The 25,527-nt window shown below is 65.3% G+C and carries 22 protein-coding genes and 1 tRNA gene; 14 read left to right on the top strand and 9 right to left on the bottom strand.

Annotated features, from left to right (window positions below; all coding sequences use genetic code 11):
* Positions 1–27: 27 nt before the first annotated feature.
* Both NF551_RS10710 and NF551_RS10705 read right to left on the bottom strand, forming a co-directional pair.
* Positions 28–1,212: an acyl-CoA dehydrogenase family protein gene (locus NF551_RS10710; protein ID WP_227894722.1), complete on the bottom strand. Its 1,185-nt coding sequence runs from the start codon at positions 1,210–1,212 to the stop codon at positions 28–30.
* A 304-nt stretch (positions 1,213–1,516) separates the two neighbouring features.
* Positions 1,517–2,014 carry a MarR family winged helix-turn-helix transcriptional regulator gene (locus NF551_RS10705; RefSeq protein WP_341481677.1) on the bottom strand — a complete coding sequence of 166 codons (498 nt, stop codon included), beginning with the start codon at positions 2,012–2,014 and terminating at the stop codon, positions 1,517–1,519.
* A 155-nt stretch (positions 2,015–2,169) separates the two neighbouring features.
* On the opposite strand from NF551_RS10705, the gene bcp reads away from it, so the two are divergent.
* From bcp to NF551_RS10690, 3 genes are all read left to right on the top strand, one after another.
* A complete protein-coding gene (gene bcp, locus NF551_RS10700) occupies positions 2,170–2,637 on the top strand; it encodes a thioredoxin-dependent thiol peroxidase (protein WP_227894724.1) in 468 nt (155 codons plus the stop codon).
* A gap of 53 nt (positions 2,638–2,690) precedes the next feature.
* A tRNA-Leu gene (locus NF551_RS10695) sits at positions 2,691–2,772 on the top strand.
* Positions 2,773–2,879: 107 nt separating this feature from the next.
* Positions 2,880–3,830 (top strand): 2-hydroxyacid dehydrogenase, encoded by a 951-nt coding sequence (locus NF551_RS10690; protein WP_227894725.1) that lies wholly within the window; start codon positions 2,880–2,882, stop codon positions 3,828–3,830.
* Positions 3,831–3,849: 19 nt separating this feature from the next.
* Here NF551_RS10690 and NF551_RS10685 read toward each other — a convergent pair whose 3' ends face one another.
* On the bottom strand, positions 3,850–4,290 hold the full coding sequence (locus NF551_RS10685; RefSeq protein ID WP_227894726.1) for a hypothetical protein: 441 nt from the start codon (positions 4,288–4,290) through the stop codon (positions 3,850–3,852).
* A gap of 171 nt (positions 4,291–4,461) precedes the next feature.
* On the opposite strand from NF551_RS10685, the gene ilvD reads away from it, so the two are divergent.
* The 8 genes from ilvD to metG all read left to right on the top strand — a co-directional run bounded on the left by ilvD (position 4,462) and on the right by metG (position 15,745).
* Positions 4,462–6,165 carry a dihydroxy-acid dehydratase gene (gene ilvD / locus NF551_RS10680; RefSeq protein ID WP_227894727.1) on the top strand — a complete coding sequence of 568 codons (1,704 nt, stop codon included), beginning with the start codon at positions 4,462–4,464 and terminating at the stop codon, positions 6,163–6,165.
* A 442-nt stretch (positions 6,166–6,607) separates the two neighbouring features.
* Positions 6,608–8,515 carry an acetolactate synthase large subunit gene (locus NF551_RS10675; RefSeq protein WP_227894728.1) on the top strand — a complete coding sequence of 636 codons (1,908 nt, stop codon included), beginning with the start codon at positions 6,608–6,610 and terminating at the stop codon, positions 8,513–8,515.
* A 4-nt stretch (positions 8,516–8,519) separates the two neighbouring features.
* Entirely contained in the window at positions 8,520–9,032 is a 513-nt protein-coding gene (gene ilvN / locus NF551_RS10670; RefSeq protein ID WP_055239688.1) for an acetolactate synthase small subunit, read from the top strand.
* Positions 9,033–9,079: 47 nt separating this feature from the next.
* The gene (ilvC, locus tag NF551_RS10665; protein WP_227894729.1) at positions 9,080–10,105 is read left to right on the top strand and encodes a ketol-acid reductoisomerase; all 1,026 of its coding nucleotides are present in this window, start codon (positions 9,080–9,082) and stop codon (positions 10,103–10,105) included.
* Positions 10,106–10,263: 158 nt separating this feature from the next.
* Entirely contained in the window at positions 10,264–11,859 is a 1,596-nt protein-coding gene (gene serA, locus NF551_RS10660) for a phosphoglycerate dehydrogenase (protein ID WP_227894730.1), read from the top strand.
* Positions 11,860–12,023: 164 nt separating this feature from the next.
* On the top strand, positions 12,024–12,737 hold the full coding sequence (locus NF551_RS10655) for an ABC transporter ATP-binding protein (RefSeq protein WP_227894731.1): 714 nt from the start codon (positions 12,024–12,026) through the stop codon (positions 12,735–12,737).
* Positions 12,734–14,101 carry an FtsX-like permease family protein gene (locus NF551_RS10650; RefSeq protein ID WP_227894732.1) on the top strand — a complete coding sequence of 456 codons (1,368 nt, stop codon included), beginning with the start codon at positions 12,734–12,736 and terminating at the stop codon, positions 14,099–14,101. The genes NF551_RS10655 and NF551_RS10650 overlap by 4 nt, the downstream gene beginning before the upstream one ends.
* 84 nt (positions 14,102–14,185) lie before the next feature.
* Positions 14,186–15,745, top strand: a complete 1,560-nt coding sequence (gene metG, locus NF551_RS10645) for a methionine--tRNA ligase (RefSeq protein WP_227894733.1) — start codon at positions 14,186–14,188, stop codon at positions 15,743–15,745.
* A 103-nt stretch (positions 15,746–15,848) separates the two neighbouring features.
* Here the strand turns inward: metG and NF551_RS10640 are convergent, their stop codons facing one another.
* The 6 genes from NF551_RS10640 to NF551_RS10615 all read right to left on the bottom strand — a co-directional run bounded on the left by NF551_RS10640 (position 15,849) and on the right by NF551_RS10615 (position 22,166).
* Positions 15,849–16,358, bottom strand: coding sequence for a hypothetical protein (locus NF551_RS10640; protein ID WP_227894734.1), 510 nt, complete (start codon positions 16,356–16,358; stop codon positions 15,849–15,851).
* Between the two features lie 135 nt (positions 16,359–16,493).
* On the bottom strand, positions 16,494–19,013 hold the full coding sequence (locus tag NF551_RS10635) for an ABC transporter permease (RefSeq protein ID WP_227894735.1): 2,520 nt from the start codon (positions 19,011–19,013) through the stop codon (positions 16,494–16,496).
* A 3-nt stretch (positions 19,014–19,016) separates the two neighbouring features.
* Positions 19,017–19,787 (bottom strand): ABC transporter ATP-binding protein, encoded by a 771-nt coding sequence (locus NF551_RS10630; protein WP_227894736.1) that lies wholly within the window; start codon positions 19,785–19,787, stop codon positions 19,017–19,019.
* A gap of 69 nt (positions 19,788–19,856) precedes the next feature.
* A complete protein-coding gene (locus NF551_RS10625) occupies positions 19,857–20,171 on the bottom strand; it encodes an MmcQ/YjbR family DNA-binding protein (protein ID WP_227894737.1) in 315 nt (104 codons plus the stop codon).
* Between the two features lie 15 nt (positions 20,172–20,186).
* The gene (locus NF551_RS10620; protein WP_227894738.1) at positions 20,187–20,903 is read right to left on the bottom strand and encodes a response regulator; all 717 of its coding nucleotides are present in this window, start codon (positions 20,901–20,903) and stop codon (positions 20,187–20,189) included.
* A gap of 3 nt (positions 20,904–20,906) precedes the next feature.
* Entirely contained in the window at positions 20,907–22,166 is a 1,260-nt protein-coding gene (locus tag NF551_RS10615) for a sensor histidine kinase (protein ID WP_227894739.1), read from the bottom strand.
* Positions 22,167–22,382: 216 nt separating this feature from the next.
* Between NF551_RS10615 and NF551_RS10610 the strand changes: the two genes are divergently transcribed.
* From NF551_RS10610 to NF551_RS10600, 3 genes are all read left to right on the top strand, one after another.
* Positions 22,383–23,447 carry a 3-isopropylmalate dehydrogenase gene (locus tag NF551_RS10610; RefSeq protein ID WP_227894740.1) on the top strand — a complete coding sequence of 355 codons (1,065 nt, stop codon included), beginning with the start codon at positions 22,383–22,385 and terminating at the stop codon, positions 23,445–23,447.
* 62 nt (positions 23,448–23,509) lie between these two features.
* On the top strand, positions 23,510–24,616 hold the full coding sequence (locus tag NF551_RS10605) for a branched-chain amino acid aminotransferase (RefSeq protein ID WP_227894741.1): 1,107 nt from the start codon (positions 23,510–23,512) through the stop codon (positions 24,614–24,616).
* A gap of 1 nt (position 24,617) precedes the next feature.
* Complete coding sequence (locus NF551_RS10600; RefSeq protein WP_227894742.1) at positions 24,618–25,415, top strand: MBL fold metallo-hydrolase; 798 nt, start codon at positions 24,618–24,620, stop codon at positions 25,413–25,415.
* Positions 25,416–25,527 lie beyond the last annotated feature (112 nt).

Raw genomic sequence — 25,527 nt, 5'->3', positions numbered from 1 at the left:
CAGTTGGAGGAGGGCAGTGGGACGGGCTCAGAACATGGGGTCGGCGTAGTCGCCGATGCCGGCGCCGAGAAGGGCACCGCCGGCGACCGAGGCCATCGTCTCGAAATCGATGGCCGCGTGATTGCGCATGACCTGCGTGTCCCGGACGATTCGGTCCAGATGGTCACCGGTGCGGTAGATGGAGGCACCGGAGGCTCTTGCGACGAGGTCAACGGCTTGAAACGCCTTCTGGCCGGAGCCGGTCAGTCCAAGGTTGATGCGGGCGCGGTCGGCAAGCGAAGCAGGGGCAGCCGCGTGGGCGCCGTAAACCCTGTCCGTGTGTGCGAGAGAGTCCTGCATCTGAAGTGCCGCGACCTGTACCAGGTCCCATGCCTTGCCGTAGGTCTGACGGGTGATCGGCTCGTCGATCACCCGCTGCTGGGTCTGCATCCGCACCCGCTTGCCCAATCCCTGAGCAAACAGCTCGAGGGCTGCGTCCGCAGTGCCGATCGCGACGGCGGAGTGGATGAGGTTAAGCGTCCGGTTCATGGGGTATCCGATGAGCGGGTAGCTCGTGAGCGCAGCGCCGTCGTTGGCCCCGGACGCGAATGTCGCAAAGGGTGCCGTGCGGTGGGCTGGGACGAACACGTTGTCCGCGGCCAGGTCGTTTGAGCCAGTTGCCTTCATTCCAGGGACGTGCCAGGTATCGATGATTTCGAGTTCGGTCATCGGGACTGTGACGCTCAGCGGACCCTCAGGGGACATGGCGCTGAGAGTCGCCCATTCAGCGTGCATGGCCCCCGAACCGAAGCGCCAGCGCCCGGACAGCCGGTAGCCCCCGTCTGCGGGTTCCGCCTTGCCGGGAGGCGCGGATGCGGCGACAGTGAGCCCATACGGTTTCTCGGCGAAGAACTCACTCTGTGCTGCTGCTCCATAGCGGTAGAGCAACGTTGAATGCGAGATCAGAAACGCAGCGATCCACCCCGCGGATGCGTCACCCCGGGAGAGCACCCTGATCAGATCCGCGAATTCCTGGAGGCTGAGCGCGGAACCACCGCGGTCAGCGGGAACCATGGCCGTGAAGAACCCCGCTGCGCGGTAATCCGCAATCGTTTCCTCAGGCAGGCGGCGGAGCGATTCCGCCTCTCCGGCCCGCTCCCGGAGTACAGGAACCATTTCCTCTGCGCGCGTCAGTAGTTCTGTCGCTGCCGCGCCCGTTGTCGTCGTTGACATTACATCGCCTTTCTGGAGCATGTTTCGATCAGCATACTGCACTGAACCGTCCAGTCCAGTATCTTTTACGAACTTTCCAGACGTTTGGTTCAGAGCCGCTGCAGCCACAGTGGAAGCACCACGCGGGCCTGAACCCGTGAATTCTTGAGTGGACGCGGCCAGGACTCCAGGGGCTGGACCCAGACTTCAGCGCAGCAGTACTGCCCCCAACCCCGATGGCCCGGCCCGGTCGGGAGGGTTAAACGCCTGTAGGGCGCACCTTCATTGGTGCGCCCTACAAGCTCAAACGTACTGTTCGGTTTTCCTAAGCGGTTCGGGAAGCGGTGTCCGCCGGGATGTCCAAGGGTGCGTCCAGCGGGACAGGAAGTCCGGGAACGTCCACGGCCATCTGCCAGCGGGGATTGCCGAGTTCACGGATGACCTTCCGCAGTTGGCCGCGGAGGTCTTCGGAAAGCAGTTCACCGCCGTCGAGCAGGGTGCGCTCAATGTCCTGGGCCTCGTTCAGGGCCTGCTTGCCTGACGGGGTGATCGAGACCATGTGGCTTCGCTTGTCGAGGTCGTTGCGAACGCGGGTCACATGCCCGTGCGTTTCGAGCCTCGCGAGGGTCTTGCCCATCGTCTGGGCCTGGACCCTTACCAGCTGGGCCAGGTGCGCCTGCGTCATGGGTCCCTGTGAATCCAAGACGCCAAGGGCGATAACGCCAGCATGGGTCACTCCTATACGGACCAGACGCTCGTTCCACGCATGCTCAACGAGGCGGGCGGCTGTTGATAAGAGGCGACCGGTTGGCCAATGCTCCATGTCCGGCATAAAACTGAACTCTCCCTTTCGAGTGCGGATTCTGCGCGGCGTTTCGGATAGCCTACAAATCCAATATCTAGGATAGCCATTCGCAAGCCTGCTGTCCTGCTGTGACACAGCCGTTGCCCAATCTATATTTGAAGGAGCCCCTGCCCATGCCCAGACTTTCCGTTGGTGACGCTGCGCCCGATTTCAGCCTGGCGTCCTCGGATTCCTCGCCCGTCTCGCTGGCGGACCTGCGTGGACGAAGCGTCATTGTGTACTTCTACCCTGCCGCCGCTACCCCGGGTTGCACCAAGGAAGCCTGTGACTTCAGGGACAACCTGAACTCCCTGGCCTCGGCCGGCTACGCCGTGCTGGGAATTTCCCCGGACAACGTGGACAAACTGGCCAAGTTCGCGGCCGACGAAGCGCTGACTTTCCCGCTGCTCTCCGATCCCGACCACGCCGTCGCCGAAGCGTATGGGGCGTGGGGGGAAAAGAAGAACTACGGCAAGGTCTACGAGGGCCTGATCCGTTCCACCGTGGTCGTGGACCCGGAAGGCAAAGTCTCCCTCGCCCAGTACAACGTCAAAGCGACGGGACACGTTGCCAAGCTCCGTCGTGATCTCGGTCTCGACTGATTCTCAGGTAGACTAAGGGCTGGCCTGCGGCCGGGGGATCCCGGCCGGGCCGCGCGCGAGTGGCGGAATTGGCAGACGCGCTGGATTTAGGTTCCAGTGTCTTCGGACGTGTGGGTTCAAGTCCCTCCTCGCGCACCCTGATGAGCCGCGGCGATCCGCCGCGGCGCAGGCAACACCCCGGTCCGGCGGACCGGGGTGTTTTCTTTTCCGGGAAGGTTCAGGGCCCCGCTAGGCTGAGGCGCATGTCAACTCATCCGGTCCGCACCCTGACTGTCCCCACCCAAGAACTCCTCGATGCCCTGCAGCCGCTGCCTGCAGGGATGACGGCACACCTATGGGACATGGTGGGGGAACCGCACGGTGTGGACTACGCGCAGATCGACGCCGTCGTCACGCCTTATGCGGCAAGTACGGACTGGCGTGCGGGCGTGGCACGGGTCCCGGACCTCAAGCTCCTCCAGGCCCAGACCACGGGGCATGACGGACTTCCCGAACTCGTGGGTGCCGGCACTGCGGTGGCCAGCGCAGCCGGCGTCCATGCCGCAGCGACCGCCGAACTCGCGGTCGGGCTCATGCTGGCTTCGCTGCGGGGCATCGATGCGGCGGTGCGGGACCAGCAGGAGGCCCGCTGGAATCCCAGCCGCTATCCGGGCCTGGCTGACCGGCGTGTCCTGCTGGTTGGCGTCGGCGGGATCGGCAGGGAAATCGCGGCCCGGCTGGAACCCTTCGAGGTTGAACTGACGCGGGTTGGCAGCCAGGCACGCGACGACGAGGACGGCCATGTGCACGGCACGGACGAACTCGTTGACCTTGCAGCTTCCGCGGACGTAATGGTCCTCATTACGCCGCTGAACGAACAGACCCGGCACCTGGTCGATGCCCGGGTCCTGGCCGCGCTTCCCGACGGGGCGCTGGTCGTCAATGTCGCGCGCGGCGGCGTCGTTGATACCGCGGCGCTCACAGCGGAAGTCTCGTCCGGGCGGCTCAAGGCAGCGCTCGACGTCGTTGATCCCGAACCGCTCCCGGCGGACCACCCGCTGTGGAAGGCGCCGAACGCGATCATCACCCCGCACGTCGGAGGCAACTCTGAGGCCTTTACGCCGCGGATTCAGGAATTCCTGCGGCGCCAGGCTGCCCGGCTGGCCGAGGGACGCGAGCCGCTGAACCTTGTGCAGCGCGGTCCTTGGGCTTAAGCGCTGTACTGCCGTCCGCTCAGCCGAGTTCCAGGAAGGTGTCCAGGAACGAATTGAAATCCTCGCAGTCCCCGTCCTGTTCCAGCCGCCGGGGAGATCCGCCGCCTGCCGGGGGCAGCTCCGGCTCGGGCACGACCGAAAAGCGGAAGACCCGGCCCGCCGTCGTCCCGACTTCGTAGCTCTCGGGAGCCACCTCGTCGGCGTGCGAGAGGTTGGTGGAGTTCACCGCCGTGGGCGGAGCCAGGCTCTCCATTGAATCCACCGAAAACGGTGCGAAGACCAGCTCCGGCGGGCGCCACCGGTAGCCCAGGACAAAGAATCCGGAAGAGTCAGCGGCCGGGGTGGCGCAGACGAGGTTGTAATCGCCGTAATTGGGAATCTGGGAGTCGAACACCCGGCGGAGCGAGGCTTTCAGGGCAGCGCTGGCTGGGTCTTCTGGCAGTCCGGATTCCAGTGTCATGCTCCCCAGTGTATGGACAGGGAGCCCCGCCGGGGGAGAAGGCGGCTGGCGGGGCGCAGGTTTCATCCTGCCGTCCGCTGAACGTAACCCGCACGTAACAAAGCAGCCTCCTTACCGATGTGCGGGGAGGCGATGCGCAGGCATGCGGGGCAAAGGAATAGGATTTTGATTATGAGCATGGAGAACACCCCTGACATCAAACCCCGCAGCCGAGTGGTAACTGACGGAATCCATGCGGCGCCTGCGCGCGGCATGTTCCGTGCCGTTGGCATGGGAGATGACGATTTCGCCAAACCGCAGATCGGCATTGCGAGTTCCTGGAACGAAATCACCCCCTGCAACCTTTCCCTGAACCGTCTCGCCCAGGGCGCCAAGGAAGGCGTCCACGCCGGCGGCGGCTTCCCGATGCAGTTCGGAACCATTTCGGTTTCCGACGGCATTTCCATGGGACACGAAGGCATGCACTTCTCCCTGGTCTCCCGCGAAGTCATCGCCGACTCCGTTGAAACAGTCATGATGGCCGAACGCCTTGACGGCTCCGTCCTGCTGGCTGGCTGCGACAAGTCCCTGCCCGGCATGCTGATGGCTGCCGCGCGCCTGGACCTCTCCAGTGTTTTCCTCTACGCCGGATCGATCATGCCCGGTTTCGCCAAGCTTGAAGACGGCACCGAGAAGGAAGTCACCCTGATTGACGCCTTCGAAGCCGTCGGGGCCTGCGCAGCCGGGAAGATGAGCCTGAAGGACCTGGACACCATTGAACGGGCAATCTGTCCCGGTGAAGGTGCCTGCGGCGGTATGTACACCGCCAACACCATGGCCTGCATCGGCGAGGCACTCGGCATGTCCCTGCCGGGTTCCGCTGCCCCGCCCTCGGCCGACCGCCGCCGCGACGAGTTCGCCCGCAAGTCCGGGGAAGCCGTGGTTAACCTGCTGCGCAAGGGCATCACCGCCCGCGACATCATGACCAAGAAGGCCTTCGAAAACGCCATCGCCGTGACCATGGCCTTTGGCGGCTCCACCAATGCCGTCCTCCACCTGCTGGCCATCGCCCGCGAGGCCGAAGTGGACCTGACGCTGGAGGATTTCAACCGCATCGGCGACAAGATCCCGCACCTGGGTGACCTGAAACCCTTCGGCCGCTACGTGATGTTCGACGTCGACAAGATCGGCGGCGTGCCGGTCATCATGAAGGCCCTGCTCGACGCCGGCCTGCTGCACGGCGACTGCCTCACCGTCACCGGAAAGACCGTGGCCGAGAACCTGGCGTCGATCAATCCGCCGGATCCGGACGGCAAGGTCCTGCGCGCGATGGACAACCCGATCCACAAGACCGGCGGCATCACCATCCTGCACGGTTCCATGGCTCCGGAAGGTGCCGTCGTGAAGAGCGCCGGTTTCGACGCCGACGTCTTCGAGGGCACCGCCCGCGTCTTCGAGCGCGAACAGGGTGCGCTGGATGCGCTCGATGCCGGCGGGATCCACGCAGGCGACGTCGTCGTCATCCGCTACGAAGGACCCAAGGGCGGACCGGGCATGCGCGAGATGCTCGCCATTACCGGTGCCATCAAGGGGGCCGGCCTGGGCAAGGATGTGCTGCTGCTGACGGACGGCCGGTTCTCCGGCGGCACCACAGGTCTGTGCATCGGCCACGTCGCTCCCGAAGCGGTCGACGGCGGCCCCATCGCCTTCGTCAAGGACGGCGACCGCATCCGCGTGGACATCGCTGCCCGCAGCTTCGACCTGGTGGTGGAGCCCGAAGAGCTCGAAGCCCGCAAGATCGGCTGGGAGCCGCTGCCGGCCAAGTTCACCAAGGGAGTCCTGGCCAAGTACGCCAAGATGGTCAACTCCGCGTCCACCGGGGCTTACTGCGGTTGAAACCCTTCCCCAATCGGAAGGCGCCCAGAGCGCCTTCCGATTGGGGCCCCTAAAGGGTTTCAACCTTATTAAGCCCTGCCGCCTTTTCGGGGGGGGCGGGGCTTGAAGACCCGCTAACGCGGGGGAAATCCCGTAGTTTCGGGCGTGGTGTCCAGAGGGCGGACTGTTTCGTCTCATATAATGAGACGTAATAGTCTCCGGTTGACACCGTCAGCGGGGGAGGGGAACACTGAACTCATGCAGATCGTAACCGTCGTCCTTACCAAGCGCGTGGCGTAACAGCCCGACTTGAAAAAGACGTCACGCGCGGACCCCTACGGAGCCAACAGGCACGAGGGGTTTTTTTATTGGCTTCAGAAAGCACAAAGACTGCTCCGGACTTACCGCCCGGGCGGCCGCCGCATCAGAACAACTGGATATGTATCCGCAAAGGAAGTTTCCAATGAGTAAGGGATCGCCAATCAGCCCCTCGCTGATGGCACAGAAGGCAAGCCCGGCACGGTCCGTGCATGCCAAGACCAAAGATGCTGCTTTTTCTGCTGCGGCGCAGATTGAGGCCCCGGACACGCGCGTCCAGGGCCCGAACAATGTAGTACCGCCCACCGAGATGTCCGGCTCTCAGGCCATCGTCCGGGCACTGGAGGAGCTCGGAGTCGACGACGTCTTCGGCCTTCCCGGCGGAGCAATCCTGCCCACCTACGATCCGCTGATGGACTCCACCAAGCTCCGCCACATCCTGGTGCGGCACGAACAGGGCGCCGGCCACGCTGCCGAGGGCTACGCCATGGTTACCGGCCGCGCCGGTGTCTGCATTGCGACGTCGGGCCCCGGCGCCACGAACCTGGTCACCGCGATCGCCGACGCACACATGGACTCCGTGCCCATGGTCGCCATCACCGGCCAGGTCTCCAGCGCCGTTATCGGTTCCGATGCCTTCCAGGAAGCGGACATCGTCGGCATCACCATGCCGATCACCAAGCACTCCTACCTGGTGACAAACGCCGACGACATCCCCAAGGTGCTCGCCGAGGCGTTCCACATCGCCACCAGCGGGCGCCCCGGCCCCGTCCTGGTGGACATCACCAAGGACGCGCAGCAGGGGAAAATGGTGTTCTCCTGGCCGCCGAAGATCGACCTGCCGGGCTACCGCACCGTGGTCCGCGGGCATTCCAAGCAGGTACGTGAAGCCTCCCGCCTCATTGCGGCAGCACAGCGGCCGGTGTTCTACGTTGGCGGCGGCGTTTTGAAGGCCAATGCCTCAGCTGAACTGCTGGAGCTTGCCGAAACAGTGGGCGCTCCCGTGGTGACCACCCTGATGGCCCGGGGTGTTTTCCCGGATTCGCATCCGCAGCACGTGGGCATGCCCGGCATGCACGGATCCGTGTCCGCAGTTACTGCCCTGCAGCAGTCTGACCTGCTGATCACCCTCGGCGCACGTTTTGACGACCGGGTCACCGGCGTCCTCAGCTCCTTCGCCCCCGGCGCCAAGGTCATCCACGCAGACATCGACCCGGCAGAGATCTCCAAGAACCGGACAGCCGATGTGCCGATTGTCGGGTCCGTGAAGGAAATCATTCCCGAACTCACCGAGGCGGTGCGGGCCCAGTTCGAGGCGACCGGCACCCCCGACATCGCGCCCTGGTGGTCGGTGATTTCCCGGCTGCGGGAGACCTACCCGACCGGCTGGACGGAACCCGAAGACGGACATGTCGCCCCGCAGCACGTCATCAGCCGGATCGGTGAACTCACCGGCCCTGAGGGTGTCTACGTTGCGGGCGTGGGACAGCACCAGATGTGGTCCGCCCAGTTCATCAAGTACGAACGTCCCCGCGCCTGGCTGAACTCCGGCGGCCTCGGCACCATGGGCTACTCCGTTCCCGCGGCCATGGGCGCCAAGGTGGGCAACCCGGACCGGGTGGTCTGGGCCATTGACGGCGACGGCTGCTTCCAGATGACCAACCAGGAACTGGCAACCTGCCTGATCAACAACATCCCGATCAAGGTAGCCATCATTAACAACTCGTCCCTGGGCATGGTGCGCCAGTGGCAGACGCTCTTCTACGAGTCCCGCTACTCCAACACTGACCTGAACACCGGGCATGACACCGTGCGCATCCCCGACTTCGTCAAGCTGGCTGACGCCTACGGCTGTGTGGGCCTGCGCTGCGAACGCGAAGAGGACATCGACGCCACGATCAAGCAGGCACTGGAAATCAACGACCGGCCGGTTGTCATCGACTTCGTGGTCAGCCGCGATTCGATGGTGTGGCCGATGGTCCCCTCGGGGGTCAGCAATGACCTCATCCAGATTGCCCGCAACATGACGCCCACCTGGGAAGAGGAGGAGTAGGGACATGGCACGCCACACCCTTTCCGTGCTGGTTGAAGACGTTCCCGGTGTCCTGACCCGGGTCGCGTCCCTGTTCGCCCGCCGGGCGTTCAATATTAATTCTTTGGCTGTCGGTCCGTCGGAGGTTGCGGGGCTTTCCCGCATTACCGTCGTCGTCGAAGCCGAGGGTGACCTGCTGGAGCAGGTCACCAAGCAACTGAACAAGCTCGTCAACGTCATCAAAATCGTCGAGCTGGTTCCCGAGTCTTCCGTGCAACGCGACCACATCTTGGTCAAGGTTCGCGCGGATGCCGCAACCCGGCTGCAGGTAACCCAGGCAGCCGAGCTGTTCCGTGCTTCAGTGGTAGATGTGTCCACAGACTCCCTGATCGTTGAAGCAACAGGCACCGCCGATAAGCTCAATGCACTCTTGTCAGTGCTGGAGCCTTTTGGCATCCGCGAAATTGTTCAATCCGGAACCCTGGCCGTTGGCCGCGGCGCGAAGTCCATGAGCGACCGCGCGCTGCGCAGCGCCTAGTTCCACCCACAAACCTTTATCCAAGAACCCAAACAGGAGATATTTCAGTGACTGACATGTATTACGACGACGACGCAGACCTGTCGATCATCCAGGGCCGCAAAGTCGCCGTCATCGGCTACGGCAGCCAGGGCCACGCACACGCCCTGAGCCTGCGCGATTCCGGTGTTGATGTCCGCGTTGGCCTCAAGGAAGGCTCCAAGTCCCGCGCCAAGGCAGAAGCAGAAGGCCTGAAGGTCCTCAGCGTTGCCGATGCCGTTGCCGAGGCGGACCTGATCATGGTCCTCACGCCGGACCAGGTCCAGCGCTTCGTCTACGCCGAAGAGATCGCCCCGAACCTGAAGTCCGGCGACGCCCTCTTCTTCGGCCACGGCTTCAACATTCGCTACGGCTACATCCAGCCCCCGGCCGACGTCGACGTCGCCCTGGTTGCTCCCAAGGGCCCGGGCCACATTGTGCGCCGCGAGTTCGAAGCAGGCCGCGGCGTTCCCGACCTGATCGCCGTCGAGCAGGATGCCTCGGGCAAGGCCAAGGACCTGGCGCTTTCCTACGCCAAGGCGATTGGCGGCACCCGTGCCGGCGTCATCGAGACGACCTTCACCGAAGAGACCGAAACCGACCTGTTCGGCGAGCAGGCTGTCCTCTGCGGCGGCGCTTCCCAGCTGATCCAGTACGGCTTCGAGACCCTGACCGAAGCCGGCTACAAGCCGGAGGTCGCCTACTTCGAGGTCCTGCACGAGCTCAAGCTGATCGTGGACCTGATGGTTGAGGGCGGCATCGCCAAGCAGCGCTGGAGCGTTTCCGACACCGCCGAATACGGCGACTACGTCTCCGGTCCGCGCGTCATCACCCCCGAGGTGAAGGAAAACATGAAGGCTGTCCTCACGGACATCCAGAACGGTGCCTTCGCCAAGCGCTTCATCGATGACCAGGACGCCGGAGCTCCGGAGTTCAAGGAACTGCGCCAGAAGGGTGAAGACCACCCGATCGAGGCCACCGGCCGCGAACTGCGCAAGCTCTTCTCATGGATCAAGTCTGACGACGACTACACCGAAGGCAACGTCGCGCGCTAGTTGCGCCAGTAACAAAGACACGGATTATTCGTGTCCGAACCCGGGCGTTACGCTTAAATAGCAAGCCGTTTCGGTAAGGAGGCCGGGCCCTGCACAGGGTCCGGCCTCCGGCGTGAAATACCCAAAACCACATCGACACACAGCTAAAGAGGTCATCGGTGACTGCCACCAAACCAGTAGTACTCCTCGCGGAGGAACTCTCCCCGGCCACGGTTGAGGCCCTCGGCCCCGATTTCGAGATCCGCCAGACCGATGGAGCAGACCGTTCCCAGCTGCTGTCCGCCATTGAGGACGTCGACGCTATCCTGGTGCGCTCAGCCACCCAGGTCGACGCCGAAGCGATTGCGGCTGCCAAGAAACTCAAGGTCATTGCCCGTGCCGGCGTGGGTCTGGACAACGTTGACATCCGTTCGGCCACGCAGGCCGGCGTCATGGTCGTCAACGCACCGACGTCGAACATCATTTCCGCCGCTGAACTGACCGTAGGCCACATCCTTTCCCTGGCCCGCCACATTCCGCAGGCCTCCAGCGCCCTCAAGGGCGGGGAATGGAAGCGCTCGAAGTACAGCGGCACCGAGCTGTTCGAAAAGAAGGTCGGCATCATCGGCCTGGGCCGCATCGGCGCCCTGGTTGCCGCCCGCGTGCAGGGCTTCGGCACCGAGGTCCTGGCGTATGACCCGTACATCACCTCCGCCCGCGCCGCCCAGCTGAACGTCAAGCTGGTCACCCTGGACGAGCTGCTGGAGCAGTCGGACTTCGTCACGATCCACATGCCCAAGACCCCCGAAACCCTGGGCATGCTCGGCGCCGAAGCGTTCGAGAAGATGAAGGACACCGCCTACGTCATCAACGTCGCCCGCGGCGGCCTCGTGGATGAAGAGGCCCTGTACACGGCCCTGACCGAGGGCAAGATCGCCGGCGCCGGCGTCGACGTCTTCGTCAAGGAACCCAGCACCGACCTGCCGTTCATGGCACTGGACAACGTCATCGTGACCCCGCACCTGGGCGCTTCCACGGACGAAGCCCAGGAGAAGGCCGGAATCTCGGTCGCCAAGTCGGTCCGCCTGGCACTTGCCGGCGAACTGGTGCCCGACGCCGTAAACGTCGCCGGCGGCGTGATCGCCGAGGACGTCCGCCCGGGTATCCCGCTGATCGAGAAGCTGGGTCGGATCTTCACTGCGCTGTCCTCCGACTCCGTGACCGCCATCGACATCGAGGTGGCCGGCGAGATCGCGTCCCTGGACGTCAAGGCACTGGAACTGGCAGCGCTGAAGGGCATCTTCACGGACATCGTCTCGGAGCAGGTCTCCTACGTGAACGCTCCGGTGCTCGCCGAACAGCGCGGCATCGCCGTCCGCCTGATCACCACGCCCGATGTCGATGATTACCGCAACCTGCTCACCATCCGCGGCGCGCTCTCCGACGGCACCCAGCTGGAGGTCTCCGGCACGCTGACCGGCCCGAAGCAGATCCAGAAGCTCGTCGGCGTCAACGGCTACGACCTGGAAATCCCGATCAGCGAACACCTGCTGGTGCTGATCTACCAGGACCGTCCCGGCGTCATCGGCGCCCTGGGCCGGATACTGGGCGAAGCGGACGTCAACATCGCCGGCATGCAGGTGGCCCGCAACTCCGAGGGCGGCCAGGCGCTGTCGCTGCTGACGGTGGATTCCTCCGTGCCGCAGGACGTACTTGAGTCCGTCCGCGACGCCATCGGTGCAACCGTGGCACGGGAAGTGGACCTGCAGGACTAACCTGCTGCGGGTTGGGGAAGGCCGGTCCCGGCGGGGCCGGCCTTCTGTGCATCCGGGGAGGTACCCCGCGGATCCCGGCCTCCACCCGCAGTACGACGGCGCCGGAACCGGGTTCATGCCGGAAGCCGACGCGCCGACCGGGCCTGCCGGCGGAGACTGGATGCATGATTGCAGATACGCCTGTCCTGAGCGCCCACAACCTGAGAAAAACCTACGGCAGCACCACTGCGCTTGACGGGGTATCAGCCTTGATCAGGGCGGGGGAGTCGGTGGCCGTCATGGGTGCCTCCGGCTCCGGCAAAACCACCCTGCTGCACTGCCTGGCCGGGATTGTCCTGCCGGACAGCGGCTCGGTGCTGCTCCGGCTCCCTTCCGTGCAGGGGGATATCACTACCCTGGACGACGCCGGCCGTTCGCTCCTGCGGCGCCGGGACTTTGGTTTTGTGTTCCAGCAGGGACTGCTCATCCCAGAGCTGACCGCCGGGGAGAACGTTGCGATGGCCCTGATGCTCAACGGCGTTCCGCGGGCCGCTGCTGAAGATTCAGCGGCGGCCTGGCTGGCACGGCTTGGCCTGGCCGGCATGGAGCAGCGCCGGATCGGTGAGCTTTCCGGCGGCCAGGCCCAGCGGGTTGCCATTGCCCGCGCCCAGGTCAGCGGCGCCCAGGTCCTGTTTGCCGATGAACCTACCGGTGCGCTGGATTCGCGTACCTCCGCGGAGGTTATGCAGGTGCTGCTGGAGTCAACCGTCAACGCCGGCAAGACGCTGGTTGTTGTTACCCATGATCCGTCAGTTGCTGCCTGGTGCGGGCGGACCATCACCCTGGCTGACGGCCGGATCGTGGCTGACACCGCTGGCGCCGCCGGGATCCTGCGATGAGTGCGCAGTACGCCCCTTCCATAGTGGCCCGGGCTGCAAGCTCCGGGTGGGACGTTCCGCTGCGCATTGTCTGGCTGCTGAACCGGCCCGGCACATCCGGACGGACTGCTGGGGTCCTGCCGGCGGCGTCCTTCGCTGTGGTCACCACGCTGCTGCTTACCGTCCTTGCCGGCGCCTTGTCCTTCCTGCAATGGGGAGACGAGGAAGGCGACTTCTACCTGCTCCTGGCCAGTTTCGCGCTCATCCTGCTGGTGCTGCCACTGTTCACCCTGGGAGGTTCGGCAGCACGGCTCTCCGCCCGGCGCCGTGATGAGCATCTGTCAACCCTGCGGCTGCTCGGCGCCTCCGCCCAAACGGTGCGCCGGGTGGCAGTCGTGGAGGCTGCTGTTCAGGCATTTGCAGGAGCGGTGGCGGGAGTAGCCGGCTACTTGGTCCTTGCGCCGTTCGTTGCGCTCATCCATTTCCGCGGCGCTCCGCTCGGCTCGGCCTACTGGCTGCATCCGCTTGCGGGAGCCCTGGCCGTGGCAGCGGTGGTGATCCTCGCCGTCGTCAGTTCCGTTATCAGCCTGCGCCGGGTAGTGATTTCTCCACTGGGAGTTCGCACCCGCTCCGCTGCACAGAAGGTCCACTGGTCACGCGCAGGCATTGCAGCCGCGGTCGTCGGCGTCTGCATCCTGGCCCTGATAATCCCCGGCGCCGGACCCGTCATAGGCATCGTGATCATCTTCGGTGTGTTCGCCGCCGGGATGTCCGTCCTGAACCTGGTCGGTCCCTGGCTGGTAGCCAGTTCCGCCAAGTGGCGGCTGCGGCGGGCCAAAACACCGCAGGCACTGCTTGCCGCCCGCATTGTGCTGGACGCACCCAAAGCCGCCTGGCGGCAGGTCAGTGCACTCTCCATGGTCTGCTTCACAGCGGTCATTGTCGGAGCCGGCGCTGCCCTCCTGCAGACCGCGCAGGCCGAGGGCCCGGAAGACTTCCTGCTCCAGGACGTGATGACAGGTGTCTTCATCACCGTCATCGCCGGATTCCTGATGGTGGCCTGCTCGGCCGGCATCAACCAGGCCGCAACGGTCCTGGACCGTGCAGAGCTGTACCGCAGCCTGGACCGGATGGGCATGCCCAGGGACGTGATTGACTCCGCGCGGATCGGAGCCGTTATGCAGCCGGTGCTCCTGGTCAGCGTCGGGTCCGCTGCGGTATCGGCGGCGCTGCTGTTCCCCCTGACGGGGGCGGCCCTGCTGTTCGCTCCGGTCTCCATGGCATTCCTGGCCGGGTCCGTTGCGGCCGGAATCGGGCTGGTGCGGGCAGGACTTGCTACCACCGGTCCGGTGCTTAGTGCGGTACTGGACGGCGGAACCGACTGACCGGGACAGTCCTGTGCCTCCGGGCCTCCTGGGCCCGGAGGGCACAAAGCGACAAGGACTGCGGAAACAGGGTAATTTTCTTATGTGACTTCTTCCGATTCCAAGACCCCGTTCTACATCACCACCGCTATCTCCTACCCCAACGGCGAACCCCACATCGGGCACGCCTACGAGCACATCGCTACCGACGCCATGGCCCGCTTCAAGCGGCTCGACGGCTTCGACGTGTTCTTTATGACGGGCACAGACGAGCATGGCCTGAAGATGCAGCAGTCCGCGGATAAGGAAGGCATTACCGCGAAGGAACTCGCGGACCGCAACTCGGCCGCCTTCAAGCAGATGGAAGCGGACATGGGGACCTCCTACGACCGGTTCATCCGCACCACCGACGCCGATCACTACGCCGCTGCGCAGGCGATCTGGAAGCGGATGGAGGAGAACGGGGACATCTACCTCTCCAAGTACTCCGGCTGGTACTCCGTACGCGACGAGGCGTACTACAGCGAAGACGAAACCGAAGTCCGCGAAGACGGGATCCGCTACTCCAAGGAGACGGACACCGAAGTGACCTGGACGGAGGAGGAAAGCTACTTCTTCCGCCTCTCCAACTACCAGGACAAGCTCCTGGCCCTGTACGAATCCCAGCCGGAGTTCGCCGCCCCGCGCTCCCGCTTCAACGAAGTGATTAGCTTCGTGAAGGGAGGCCTGGAGGACCTTTCGATCTCCCGCACCACCTTTGACTGGGGCGTTCCCGTGCCGGGGAACCCGGACCACGTGATGTATGTGTGGGTGGACGCCCTGACCAACTACCTCACCGGCGTCGGCTTCCCCGATACCGAGAGCGAAACCTTCAAGAGGTACTGGCCGGCAGACGTCCACGTGATCGGCAAGGACATCTCCCGCTTCCACGCCATCTTCTGGCCGGCCTTCCTGATGTCCGCAGGGCTTGAACTGCCCAAGCGGGTCATGATCCACGGCTTCCTGCACAACAAGGGCGTGAAGATGTCCAAGTCGCTGGGCAACGTGGTGGCGCCCAAGGAATGGGCGGACCAGTACGGACTCGATTCCGTGCGGTTCTTCCTGCTGCGCGAGGTGCCCTTCGGCGGCGACGGCTCCTACAGCCACGACGCCGTGGTGGGCCGGATGAACTCCGACCTTGCGAACAACCTGGGCAACCTGGCCCAGCGGTCGCTGTCCATGGTGGCCAAGAACTGCGGCGCGGCTGTCCCGCAGCCGGGGGACTTCACCGACGAGGACGAGGCGCTGCTCTCCGCTGCCCGCGGCCTGCTGGAAACTTCCCGTAAAGCCTACGACGTACAGGACTTCCACGGCGCCCTTGAGGCGACTTGGAAGGTTCTGGGCGACACCAACGCCTACTTCGCGGAGCAGGCGCCGTGGGTGCTGCGGAAGACCGACGTCGAACGCATGAACACCGTGCTTTACGTGACCCTTGAAGTGCTGCGGATCGTTGCCATCCTCATCCAGCCGGTGATGCCGGGCAGTGCCGGCAAGCTGCTCGACGTCCTGGGCCAGCCTGAGGGCGACGCCCGCATGTTCGCTGCCCTGGGCACGCCGCTGGTGGCCGGGACGCCCCTTCCGGCGCCGGCACCGATCTTCCCCAAGTTCGAGGAACCCGCGGAGTAACACCGCCGACCCCCTTCAGCACCGTCGAGAGGCCAGTTACGGCCCGTTTGGACGTCCAAACGGGCCGTAACTGGCCTCTCGATGGTTTTTTTGGGCGGGGGGCCTAGGTGAGGAAACGGGCGGGAACGGTTTCCTCCATGACCCTGGCCACGGCATCCTGCTGCTGCTGGGCAAGCTCGAGCATCTCGCGGATCCGCGGGGCATGGAACCGGTGGTCATGGGCCGAAAGCACCAGCAGCGTCCGGTACAGGCATTCCTTGGCACGCACGATCGCCTGCAGGGTTTCCAGCTCCAGCTGTCCGGTGGGACCCCTGCCTGTGCTGAGCGGATTGATCGGGCCCGTCCGGCCGACGGCAGCCCCGACCCATGCCAGGGCCTTCTTGATCTGGCTGCGCTGATAGCCAAGGGCCAGGATGAGCGTTTCCAGCTCGTCCCGCTCATCGGAGATCTGCTCGACAAGCTGCGCAAAGACCGACTCGTGCTCCGTGCCCTCCCACGTCTTCCGGGCTGCCTTGAAAAGCCTGACCCCGGTTTCGGCGGCGAGAAGGTGGTCATCCAGGTAGGCGGCCAGTGACTCGTGACGGGGTGTCCTCCCGGTCGCTGTCTGCGGCATTGCGGCTCCTTCTCTGCTTCCGGTACGCCGGCGTGGCGCCGGGATTGTCAGTGTGCTTTGTATCTTTGCAGATCCAACGGACAAAACGCGAGGCGGCGTCCAATGGACACCGCCCCGCGCTTGCCGCAGATGCGGCTAGTCTGCTGCCAGTCCGGCCACGGGGGACAGGCGCGCTGCCCGGCGAGCCGGAAGCAGCGAGGCCCCCAGTCCGGCCACCAGGGCCACCGCCAGCACACCGCCCAGCTGTGCCCAGGGCAGGACCGGAGCCACATCGGCGAAGGCACCAAGCGCGGACTGGGCACCCAGCCATCCGTACACCGCGCCGAGTCCGATCCCGAACAACGCGGCGACACCCGCGATCAGCACGGCTTCCAGCGCCAGCATCCCGCGCAGCTGGCGTTTAGTCAGTCCCAGGGCCCGCAGCAGGGAGGATTCCCGGGTGCGCTCCAGCACAGAGAGGGAAAGGGTGTTGGCCACGCCCACCAGGGCAATAACGACGGCGACTCCCAGCAGTCCCGTGACCACCATGAGGAGGACATCGATCACCTGCTCGTAGGCGGCCCGCTCGATGACGGAACCCATGATCTGGTATTCCTCAATGTTCAGTGCCTCGGCAAGCGCCGACTGGAGTTCCAGGATCTGCGAGGTGTTCAGGCCATCGGCAACGGCAAGCCACAGCAGCGGCTGAGGCTGGAAGCGCTCCGGTGTCTGCTGCTCCGGCACACCGCCCAGCGCCCGGGCCGTCTCGGCTGAGACGAGGGCGGGGAAGGAACGGCTCGACGAAGTCACAACGTCCAATTCCACGTCCCCGGCGGCTCCCCGCACTGTGACGGTTTGTGCCTCTGTTCCCTGGGGCATCATGATGGCACCGTCCACCGGGACCATGGAGGCATCCAGCAGGACGGAGCTGTCAGCGGCATCAAGGGAATAGACGGGGGTTTCTTCCCCGTCGCTGCCCAACAGCCCGGCGAGCGGCAGGAACGCTGCCTGTTCCACGTTCTCCACCGCGGCAGCGGCAGCCGCGTCGTTTCCGGTGAACGGCGACTCAACGGGTATGGCTCCGCGGACGGTCACGTCCACTGGGAACTCGCCGGCGAGTGTGTCGTTGAAGGCACTCCTGGTGGTGGCGGCACCTGTCATCATCATGACTACGAGCGTGACGCCGATCAGCAGGGCCGAGGCGGTCGCGGACGTCCGCTGCGGGTTCCGCACTGCGTTGACGGCTGCCAGCTTGCCTGGAACACCCAAGGGTGAGGCCAGGAAACCAACAGCGCGGACCAGCGGCGGGATGAAAAGCGTGGAGCACATCAGGATTCCGACGAAGCTGAGGATTCCGCCCGGAAGCGCGATGATCAGGTCCCCGTCGGTGGCGCCCAAGGCCAGCAGCGCAGCGCCGGACACAATCAGCAGCAGCCCGGAAACCAGCCGGACGCGTCCCCTGCGGGTACCGGCGCGGACGTCCTCGGCCGGGCGCAGGGCGGCCAGCGGAGCGACGGCGGTAGCAGCGCGGGCAGGCACCAGTGCAGCAAGGACAGTGAGGATGACGCCGGCAGCGAAGCCTGCGGCAACCGCCGACGGCGGAACGGAGAGGGTAGCGAAACCGCTTTCCGGAAGGGTCTGCAGGTAAGCGACGATTCCGCCCACCAGGGCCACCGCCGCCAGCACACCGGCGACGGAGGACACGATCCCCACCAGCAGTGCTTCGACGAGCACGGAACGGCGGATCTGTGACCGGCCGGCGCCGATGCACCTCAGCAGGGCCAGCTCGCGGGTGCGCTGGGCCACCAGCACCGAGAAAGTGTTTGAAACGACCAGGGCGCAGACCAGCAGGGCGACCGCTGCGAAGGCAAGCAGGATAACGGTCAGGCTGTCCTGGCCGTCGGTGAGGCCGGCCATAAGCTCGGTGGTTTCTTCCTCAACGGTCCGCACCGAAACGGAGCTGATGCCCGCACCGGCAAGTGCGTCGGAGAGGGAGGATTGTACGGAAGCGCCGGAGGCGTCGTCGCCGAGGGCAAGCAGGATCCTGCTGTAGCCGCGCTCGGCGTCAGCGTACTCGAGGACCGTTGTGTCGACTGCGTACAGCTGTGCCGCCCCCGTCATTGACGGGTCCACGGAGGACTCAACCAGTGCTGTCACAGTCAGTTCCGCTTCGGGGGCATCTTCCGCGGGATCCATGGTTGCGGCCACCGGCAGCACCGAGCCGAGGGTGATACCCCGGCGGTCGGCGGTCTGCTGGTCAACCGCCACGTCACCGGCCTGTGCCGGCAAGCTGCCCTGCACGACGCCGACCGGGAGCAGGGAAGCGTCAGCCGGGATGTTCGACAGCTGCGCATAGGAGGTACCGTTCCCGTCACGGACGCTTACCGAAGCATCCCGGACCGCGTAGGCATCAGCAACTCCGTCCGTATTGCGGGCCAGGTCTGCGATCCTGTCGTCCAGGACGGGGAACGATTCGGCTACCTCGTCCCAATTCGCGGAGACCACCAGGTCTGCGTTCCGAAAGGACTGCCCAACGCTCTGGGTCAGGGACGCTTTCGAGGAGGAGTTGATGATCAATGTGGCGGTGAGGAAGCCGACGGCGATCGTCACGGCCACGGCGACGGCGATGAACCGGCGCGCGTTCAGGCGCACCTGCGCCAGGGCTACCTGCAGCATGGCTTACGCCCCCAGCTTGGTGAGGGCTGCCAGTACGCTCTCCGGTGTGGGCTGGGAGAGTTCGCCTACCAGCTCGCCGTCGTTCATCAGGACCACGCGGTCTGCATAGGATGCGGCCACGGGATCGTGGGTCACCATGATGATGCTCTGTCCCATTTCACGGGAGGAACGGCGCAGCAGGGAAAGCACCTCAGCACCCGAGCGGGAATCGAGGTTGCCGGTGGGCTCGTCCGCGAACACCACGTGCGGGCGGGTCAGCAGGGCCCGCGCCACGGCCACGCGCTGCTGCTGGCCGCCGGAGAGCTCATGCGGCCGGTGCGCGAGGCGGCCCTCGAGACCGAGCGTACGGGTGATTTCCTGCAGCCAGGCGGCATCCGTTTTTCCATTGGCCAGGGCGACGGGAAGGGTGATGTTCTGCTCGGCAGTGAGCGTGGGAACCAGGTTGAAGGACTGGAAGACAAAGCCGACGCTCTCGCGGCGCAGGCGGGTGACCTCCGCGTCCTTGAGGGACGTGATCTCCGTGCCGCCAATCCAGATCTGGCCTGAGTCAGCTGAGTCCAGGCCGGCCAGGCAATGCATCAGCGTGGACTTGCCGGAGCCGGAGGGGCCCATGATGGCGGTGAAGGTCCCGGTTTGAAAGCTCACATCGACGTTGCGCAGCGCGTGGACGGCGGTGTCGCCTTTTCCGTAGGTCTTGTTCAGCGCCAGCGCGGCGGCGGCAGCCGTGGAGCTGCCGGGGCCGGGAACAGCGGAATGCTCAGTAAGGGTTGTCATGCCTGCAACGCTACGGCCCGCGGTCATGCACCCGCATCGGAGAACGGGCGGGTTATTCCAGCCGCAGTCTCATCCCGTGGGTGGAAGGGAACCCGCCAGCCGGTAGGACTCAAGCAGCAGTTCCTGGAGTTCGTCCCTGTCCACGTGCGCCAGCCGGGCCAGGATCAGCTGCGGGGACCGGTTGTGGTGCGGGGTCCAGTAGTAGGTTTCCGGGTTCATCGCAGCCAGGGCCTCACGTTCCCCGGTCTTGACGGTGAGCACGCCGTCTTCCCACATCCTGGCCATTAGCGTGCGGGCGAACCACGCCGGCTGGTTCCAGCTCCGGCGTTCAGAGACGCCCGGCAGGGACAGACAGAAGAAACGGACGTCGTCCACCGAAGCCACGGGCCACCTCCTGGGTTATGGGGCGACGATACCGGTCTCGTAGGCGATAACAACAGCCTGCACGCGGTCCCTGGCTCCCAGTTTCGCCAGGATGTGTCCGACGTGCGTCTTGACCGTCGCTTCGGAAAGGAACAGCTTGGCGGCAATTTCCGGATTGGACAGTCCGCCGGCAATGAGCGTGAACACCTCGCGCTCGCGGGGAGTCAGCGTTTCCACGCTTGCCGCGTGCCGGCTGACCTCGGGAGTGGGTTCGCGCAGCATGGGTGCCACATGGTCCAGCAGGCGGCGGGTGGTCGACGGCGCTATCACCGCATCTCCGCGGTAAACAGTCCGGATAGCCTCCAGCAGTTCCTCCGGCGGGGCATCCTTCAGCAGGAAGCCGCTGGCACCGGCCCGGATAGCGGAGAGGGCGTACTCGTCCAGGTCGAAGGTTGTCAGGACGACGACCTTGACCGGAGTTTCACCGTCGCCCCGGCCGCTTCGTTCCAGGATGCGTTCGGTGGCCTCGATCCCGTTCAACCCGGGCATGCGCACATCCATCAGGACGACGTCGGCGCTCACCTGTCCCAGGATCCGGACGGCTTCTGCGCCGTCCCCGGCTTCTGCCACCACGGTGAGGTCCGGCTGGGAGTTGACCAGCATCTTGAAGCCGCCGCGGACCAACTGCTGGTCATCGACCAGGGCGACCCGAATAGGAACTGCTTCCCCGTCTCCGGGGGAGGGGGTGCTCATGTATCAAGCCTCCGTGTAGGGAATGAATGCGGCGACGCGGAAGCCGCCTCCGGGTACGGGGGAGGCCTCCAACGTTCCATCGTAGAGGGCCAGGCGCTCGCGCATTCCGTTGATGCCCTGTCCGGGGCCGGCGGTCTGCGAGGCCAATCCATCAGGGAGGCTGGAAGCGGCTGCGGGGGACTGGTCGGCTCCGGCACCGCGGCCGTCGTCCTGGACTGTCAGTGCCAGGCCGCGGGGCGTCCATTCGAGATCCATCCATGCCCGGGCCTGGGGGCCGGCATGCTTGAGCACGTTGGTCAGGGATTCCTGCATCACGCGGTAGGCCGTCAGCTCAGCGCCTGCCGGCAGCGCCCGGCGCATGGAACCGGCCGTCCTGACCTGTACGTCCAGTCCGGCGCGCTTGACGCCTTCCACCAGATCACCGACGTCCGCGAGGGTAGGCAGCGGGCGGGTGGAGGAATGCTCATCCCCCCGCAGGACCCCCAGCAGGCGCCGCATCTCCCGGAGCGAACCGCGCCCGGTCTCGGCGATGGTGCCCAGCGTCGAGACCGCGATGTCCGGGTTCGCTGCGCTCGCATACCTGGCGCCGTCGGCCTGCGTGATGATCACCGAGAGGGAGTGCGCCACGATGTCGTGCATTTCCCGGGCGATGTGTGTGCGCTCGTCCGCTGCTGCCAGGTCCCGTTCCTGCTGCCGCTCTACTTCCAGGCGCCGGGCCCGGTCGCGAAGGGACTCCATGGCCAGGCGGCGGGTGCGCGCCAGGTCGCCCAGCGTCCAGCAGACCAGCACGATCGCTTCGATGGAGACGATGCCAACCAGATAGACCGCTATGGCTGTCCCGCCCAGCTGCATGGTCAGGGCGCCGCCCTGCAGCGAGGGCAGGAAGAAGTACTGGAGGACAAAAAGCACACCGCCGACCATGGCCAGCAGCAGGCCTGCCAGACTGGCCCAGCGCGGTGCGTAGGCGGCCAGCGCGTACACCATGGGCAGGACGAAGATGTCCGCAAACAGCCCGGTGACCGGGACCGCGGGGAGCTGGATCAGGCACGCAGCGGCCTGTACGGCAGCTGCCGGCACGGGGCGGGTGCGCCGCCAGGCGAGAGGCATGGTGATGGCTGCGGAGAGGGCAAACTCGACCAGCGAGCCGGAGCCGCCGAGCAGGAACGGAAAGGCGAAAACCAAGGTGGCCAGAACTGCACCGGCCAGATCCACTTTGAACGGGTTGGCCTGCATCCAGGCATAGATTCGTTGGTGCAGGAGCATGAACAACAACTTTAGGGGGTGCCGGTGCGCCTTGGCCTCATGCCGTGGGTTGAAGTCGGGGGCCGCCCCCTGCGACCAGGAACGGTGCGAGCCCATCCGCCTCGCCCTGTTGCGCACCGCACCTGGACGGACGGCGCGGACGGTGTCACGCCGTCGTGCGTCTCATTATGTGATACGCCTTGACCGCTATATGGACGCAGTTCCTAGAATTGGCGTATGAGCGAAGAAGCGTCGAAGGTTATTTCCCTGGCCGTCATTCCCGGTGACGGGATTGGTCCTGAGGTTACTGCCGAGGCCGTCAAGGTCCTCAAGGCAGTGACGCAGGACGGACCCGCCCGGTTCGAGCTGACGGAGTACCAGCTCGGCGCCGAACACTGGCTCCGGACGGGCGAAACCCTTCCCGATGAAACTCTCGAGGCGCTCAAGGGCCACGACGCGATCCTCTTCGGAGCGGTCGGCGCTGCCCCCGGAGACACGCAGATGCCCTCCGGCCTGATTGAGCGCGAGATGCTGCTGAAGCTGCGGTTCAGCCTCGACCACTTCGTGAACCTGCGCCCGTCCAAGCTGTACCCGGGGGTTGCCAGCCCGCTCGCCAACCCCGGCGATATCGATTTCATCGTGGTCCGTGAAGGCACCGAGGGTCCCTACGTCGGCAACGGCGGATCCCTGCGCACCGGAACCGAACACGAAATTGCCACTGAGGTATCCCTGAATACCGCCCACGGCGTCGAGCGCGTGGTGCGCGACGCGTTCCGGCGCGCCAGCGAACGCCCGCGGAAGAAGCTCACCCTGGTACACAAGCACAATGTCCTGGTCTACGCGGGCAGCCTCTGGAAGCGCACCTTCGAGTCCGTTGCGGCGGACTTCCCGGACGTCGAGACCGACTACCTCCACGTCGACGCCGCCACCATCTTCCTGACCACCAACCCGTCCCGGTTCGACGTGATCGTCACGGATAACCTGTTCGGTGACATCATCACCGACCTCGCCGCCGCCGTCACCGGCGGAATCGGCCTGGCTGCCTCCGGCAACATCAATATGGAGGGGACCTTCCCGTCCATGTTCGAACCGGTCCACGGCTCCGCCCCGGACATTGCTGGCCAGCAGAAGGCCGATCCGACCGCTGCCATCCTTTCCGCAGCCCTGATGCTGCACCACCTCGGGTTCGACGCCGAAGCCGAGCGGGTGGAGCAGGCGGTAGAGTCCGACGTCGCGTCCCGGGCAGGAAATACGCGCACCACCGCGGAAATCGGCGATGCGATCGCCGCAGCTGTGTCATAAGCTCAACAGTGACCCGATCAATAGGAACGTCGAACGGCACGGCCGTTCACCGTGGAGGAATAATGTCTGTCAGCGCTCTGGAGTTCACCCAGAAGCTATCCGCCCAGCCCAAGTCCGAAGAGGAGCGCTCAGCGGTCCTGGCGGATCCGGGATTCGGAAACCACTTCACGGACCACACCGCCGTCATTGACTACCGGGCGGATGATACCGGCGTTGGTGCCTGGGAGAACGCGCGCATTGAGCCGTACGGCCCCATCGTCATGGACCCGGCCGCAGCCGTCCTGCACTACGGCCAGGAAATCTTCGAAGGGCTGAAGGCCTACCGCCACGCTGACGGTTCCATCTGGACGTTCCGCCCCGAGGCCAACGCTGCACGCCTGAACGCTTCGGCCCGGCGCCTTGCCCTTCCGGAACTGCCGGAGGAACTGTTCCTGGAGTCCATCAGCCAGCTGGCCGCAGTTGACCGGGAATGGGTTCCCTCCGGTGACGGGGAGTCGCTGTACCTGCGCCCCTTCATGATCGCCACGGAACCCTTCCTGGGCGTCCGCCCCGCACGCGAGGTGTCGTACCGGGTCATCGCCTCGCCTGCCGGAAACTACTTCGGCGGCGAGCTGAAGCCCGTCTCGATCTGGCTTTCCACCAAGTACGCCCGCGCCGGCCGCGGCGGAACCGGCGAAGCCAAGTGCGGCGGCAACTATGCGGCATCGCTGATCGCCCAGATGGAAGGCGAGGCCCACGGCTGCAAGCAGGTGCTCTTCCTGGACGAATTCAACGACAACGCAGTTGAAGAGCTCGGCGGCATGAACGTGTTCTTCGTGTTCAAGGACGGCCGGCTGGTTACCCCGGCGCTCTCGGGCACCATCCTCCACGGGGTGACCCGGGACTCGGTCCTGCAGCTCGGCCGTGACCGGGGCCTGCAGGTCGAAGAACGCAAGATCACTCTCGATGAATGGCGCGACGGCGTTGCCTCCGGCGAAATCACTGAGGTCTTTGCCTGCGGTACTGCCGCAGTCATCACGCCCGTGGGCGAACTGAAGTCCGAGACGGAGACCATCGGCTCCCCGGAGGCCGTTGCAGGCGACGTGACCATGAGCATCCGCCAGGAACTCCTGGGTATCCAGACCGGCGCCGTGGAGGACACCCGCGGCTGGCTGACCCGGCTTGCCTAGGATGGCGGCTTCGGCTCAGCCGGCGCCGGGCGAAATCGTGCGCAGCACACCGCTTGCCCGGTACCGGCTGGCCGACAACCCCGGGCCCATGAGCCTGGACGGCACCAAGAGCTACATCATCGCGGCGGTCGAGGGCGGATCCACTGTGGTTGTTGACCCGGGACCCGCGGATGAGTTGCACCTCTCGGCTCTGGCCGCATCCGGAGACGTTGAGCTGGTGCTGATTACGCACCGGCATCCCGACCACACCGCAGGTGCCCAGCGGTTCCATGAACTGACCGGCGCACCGGTGCGGGCGGCAGACCCTGCGTTCTGCTTCGGCGGCGAGCCGCTGCGCGACGGTGAGGCAATTCAGGCCGGCGGTACCAGGATCCAGGTCCTTGCTACACCCGGACACACTTCCGACTCGGTGTGCTTCTTCCTTCCGGAAGACGGCACCAACGGTTCCGTCCTGACAGGGGACACCATCCTGGGACGCGGCACCACTGTGCTGGATTACCCGGACGGTACCCTGCAGGACTTTATGGCCAGCCTGGAGAAGCTGGGCACGCTGGGCCCGGCTGCAGTCCTGCCGGCGCACGGAGCCGACCTCGAAAACCTGGAGTCCGTCGTCCTGACGTACCGGGACCACCGGGATGAACGCCTGGCCCAGATCCGGGCTGCGCTCGAGGACCTTGGCGCCGATGCCTCCGTGCAGGAAGTCACCGACGCTGTCTATGCGGATGTACCCGCAGCGGTGAGGGGCGCAGCAGAGCTTTCAGTCGCCGCACAGCTGGAGTATCTGCGCGTTGCCGGCTGAGCGGGAGGCATGTGAGCACCGGCACCGCTGCAGAACTTGCATCGAGGGGCGCTGCACTCCCTAAAATGGATTATCGCTTCCACGGAAGAACGGTGAACCCGGGACCGGGGGA

This window comes from Arthrobacter caoxuetaonis (assembly GCF_023921125.1).
GTDB classification, from domain to species: Bacteria; Actinomycetota; Actinomycetes; order Actinomycetales; family Micrococcaceae; genus Arthrobacter_B; species Arthrobacter_B caoxuetaonis.
Note: the sequence above shows the minus strand (reverse complement) of the source record. Positions and strands in the feature narration are given on the sequence as shown.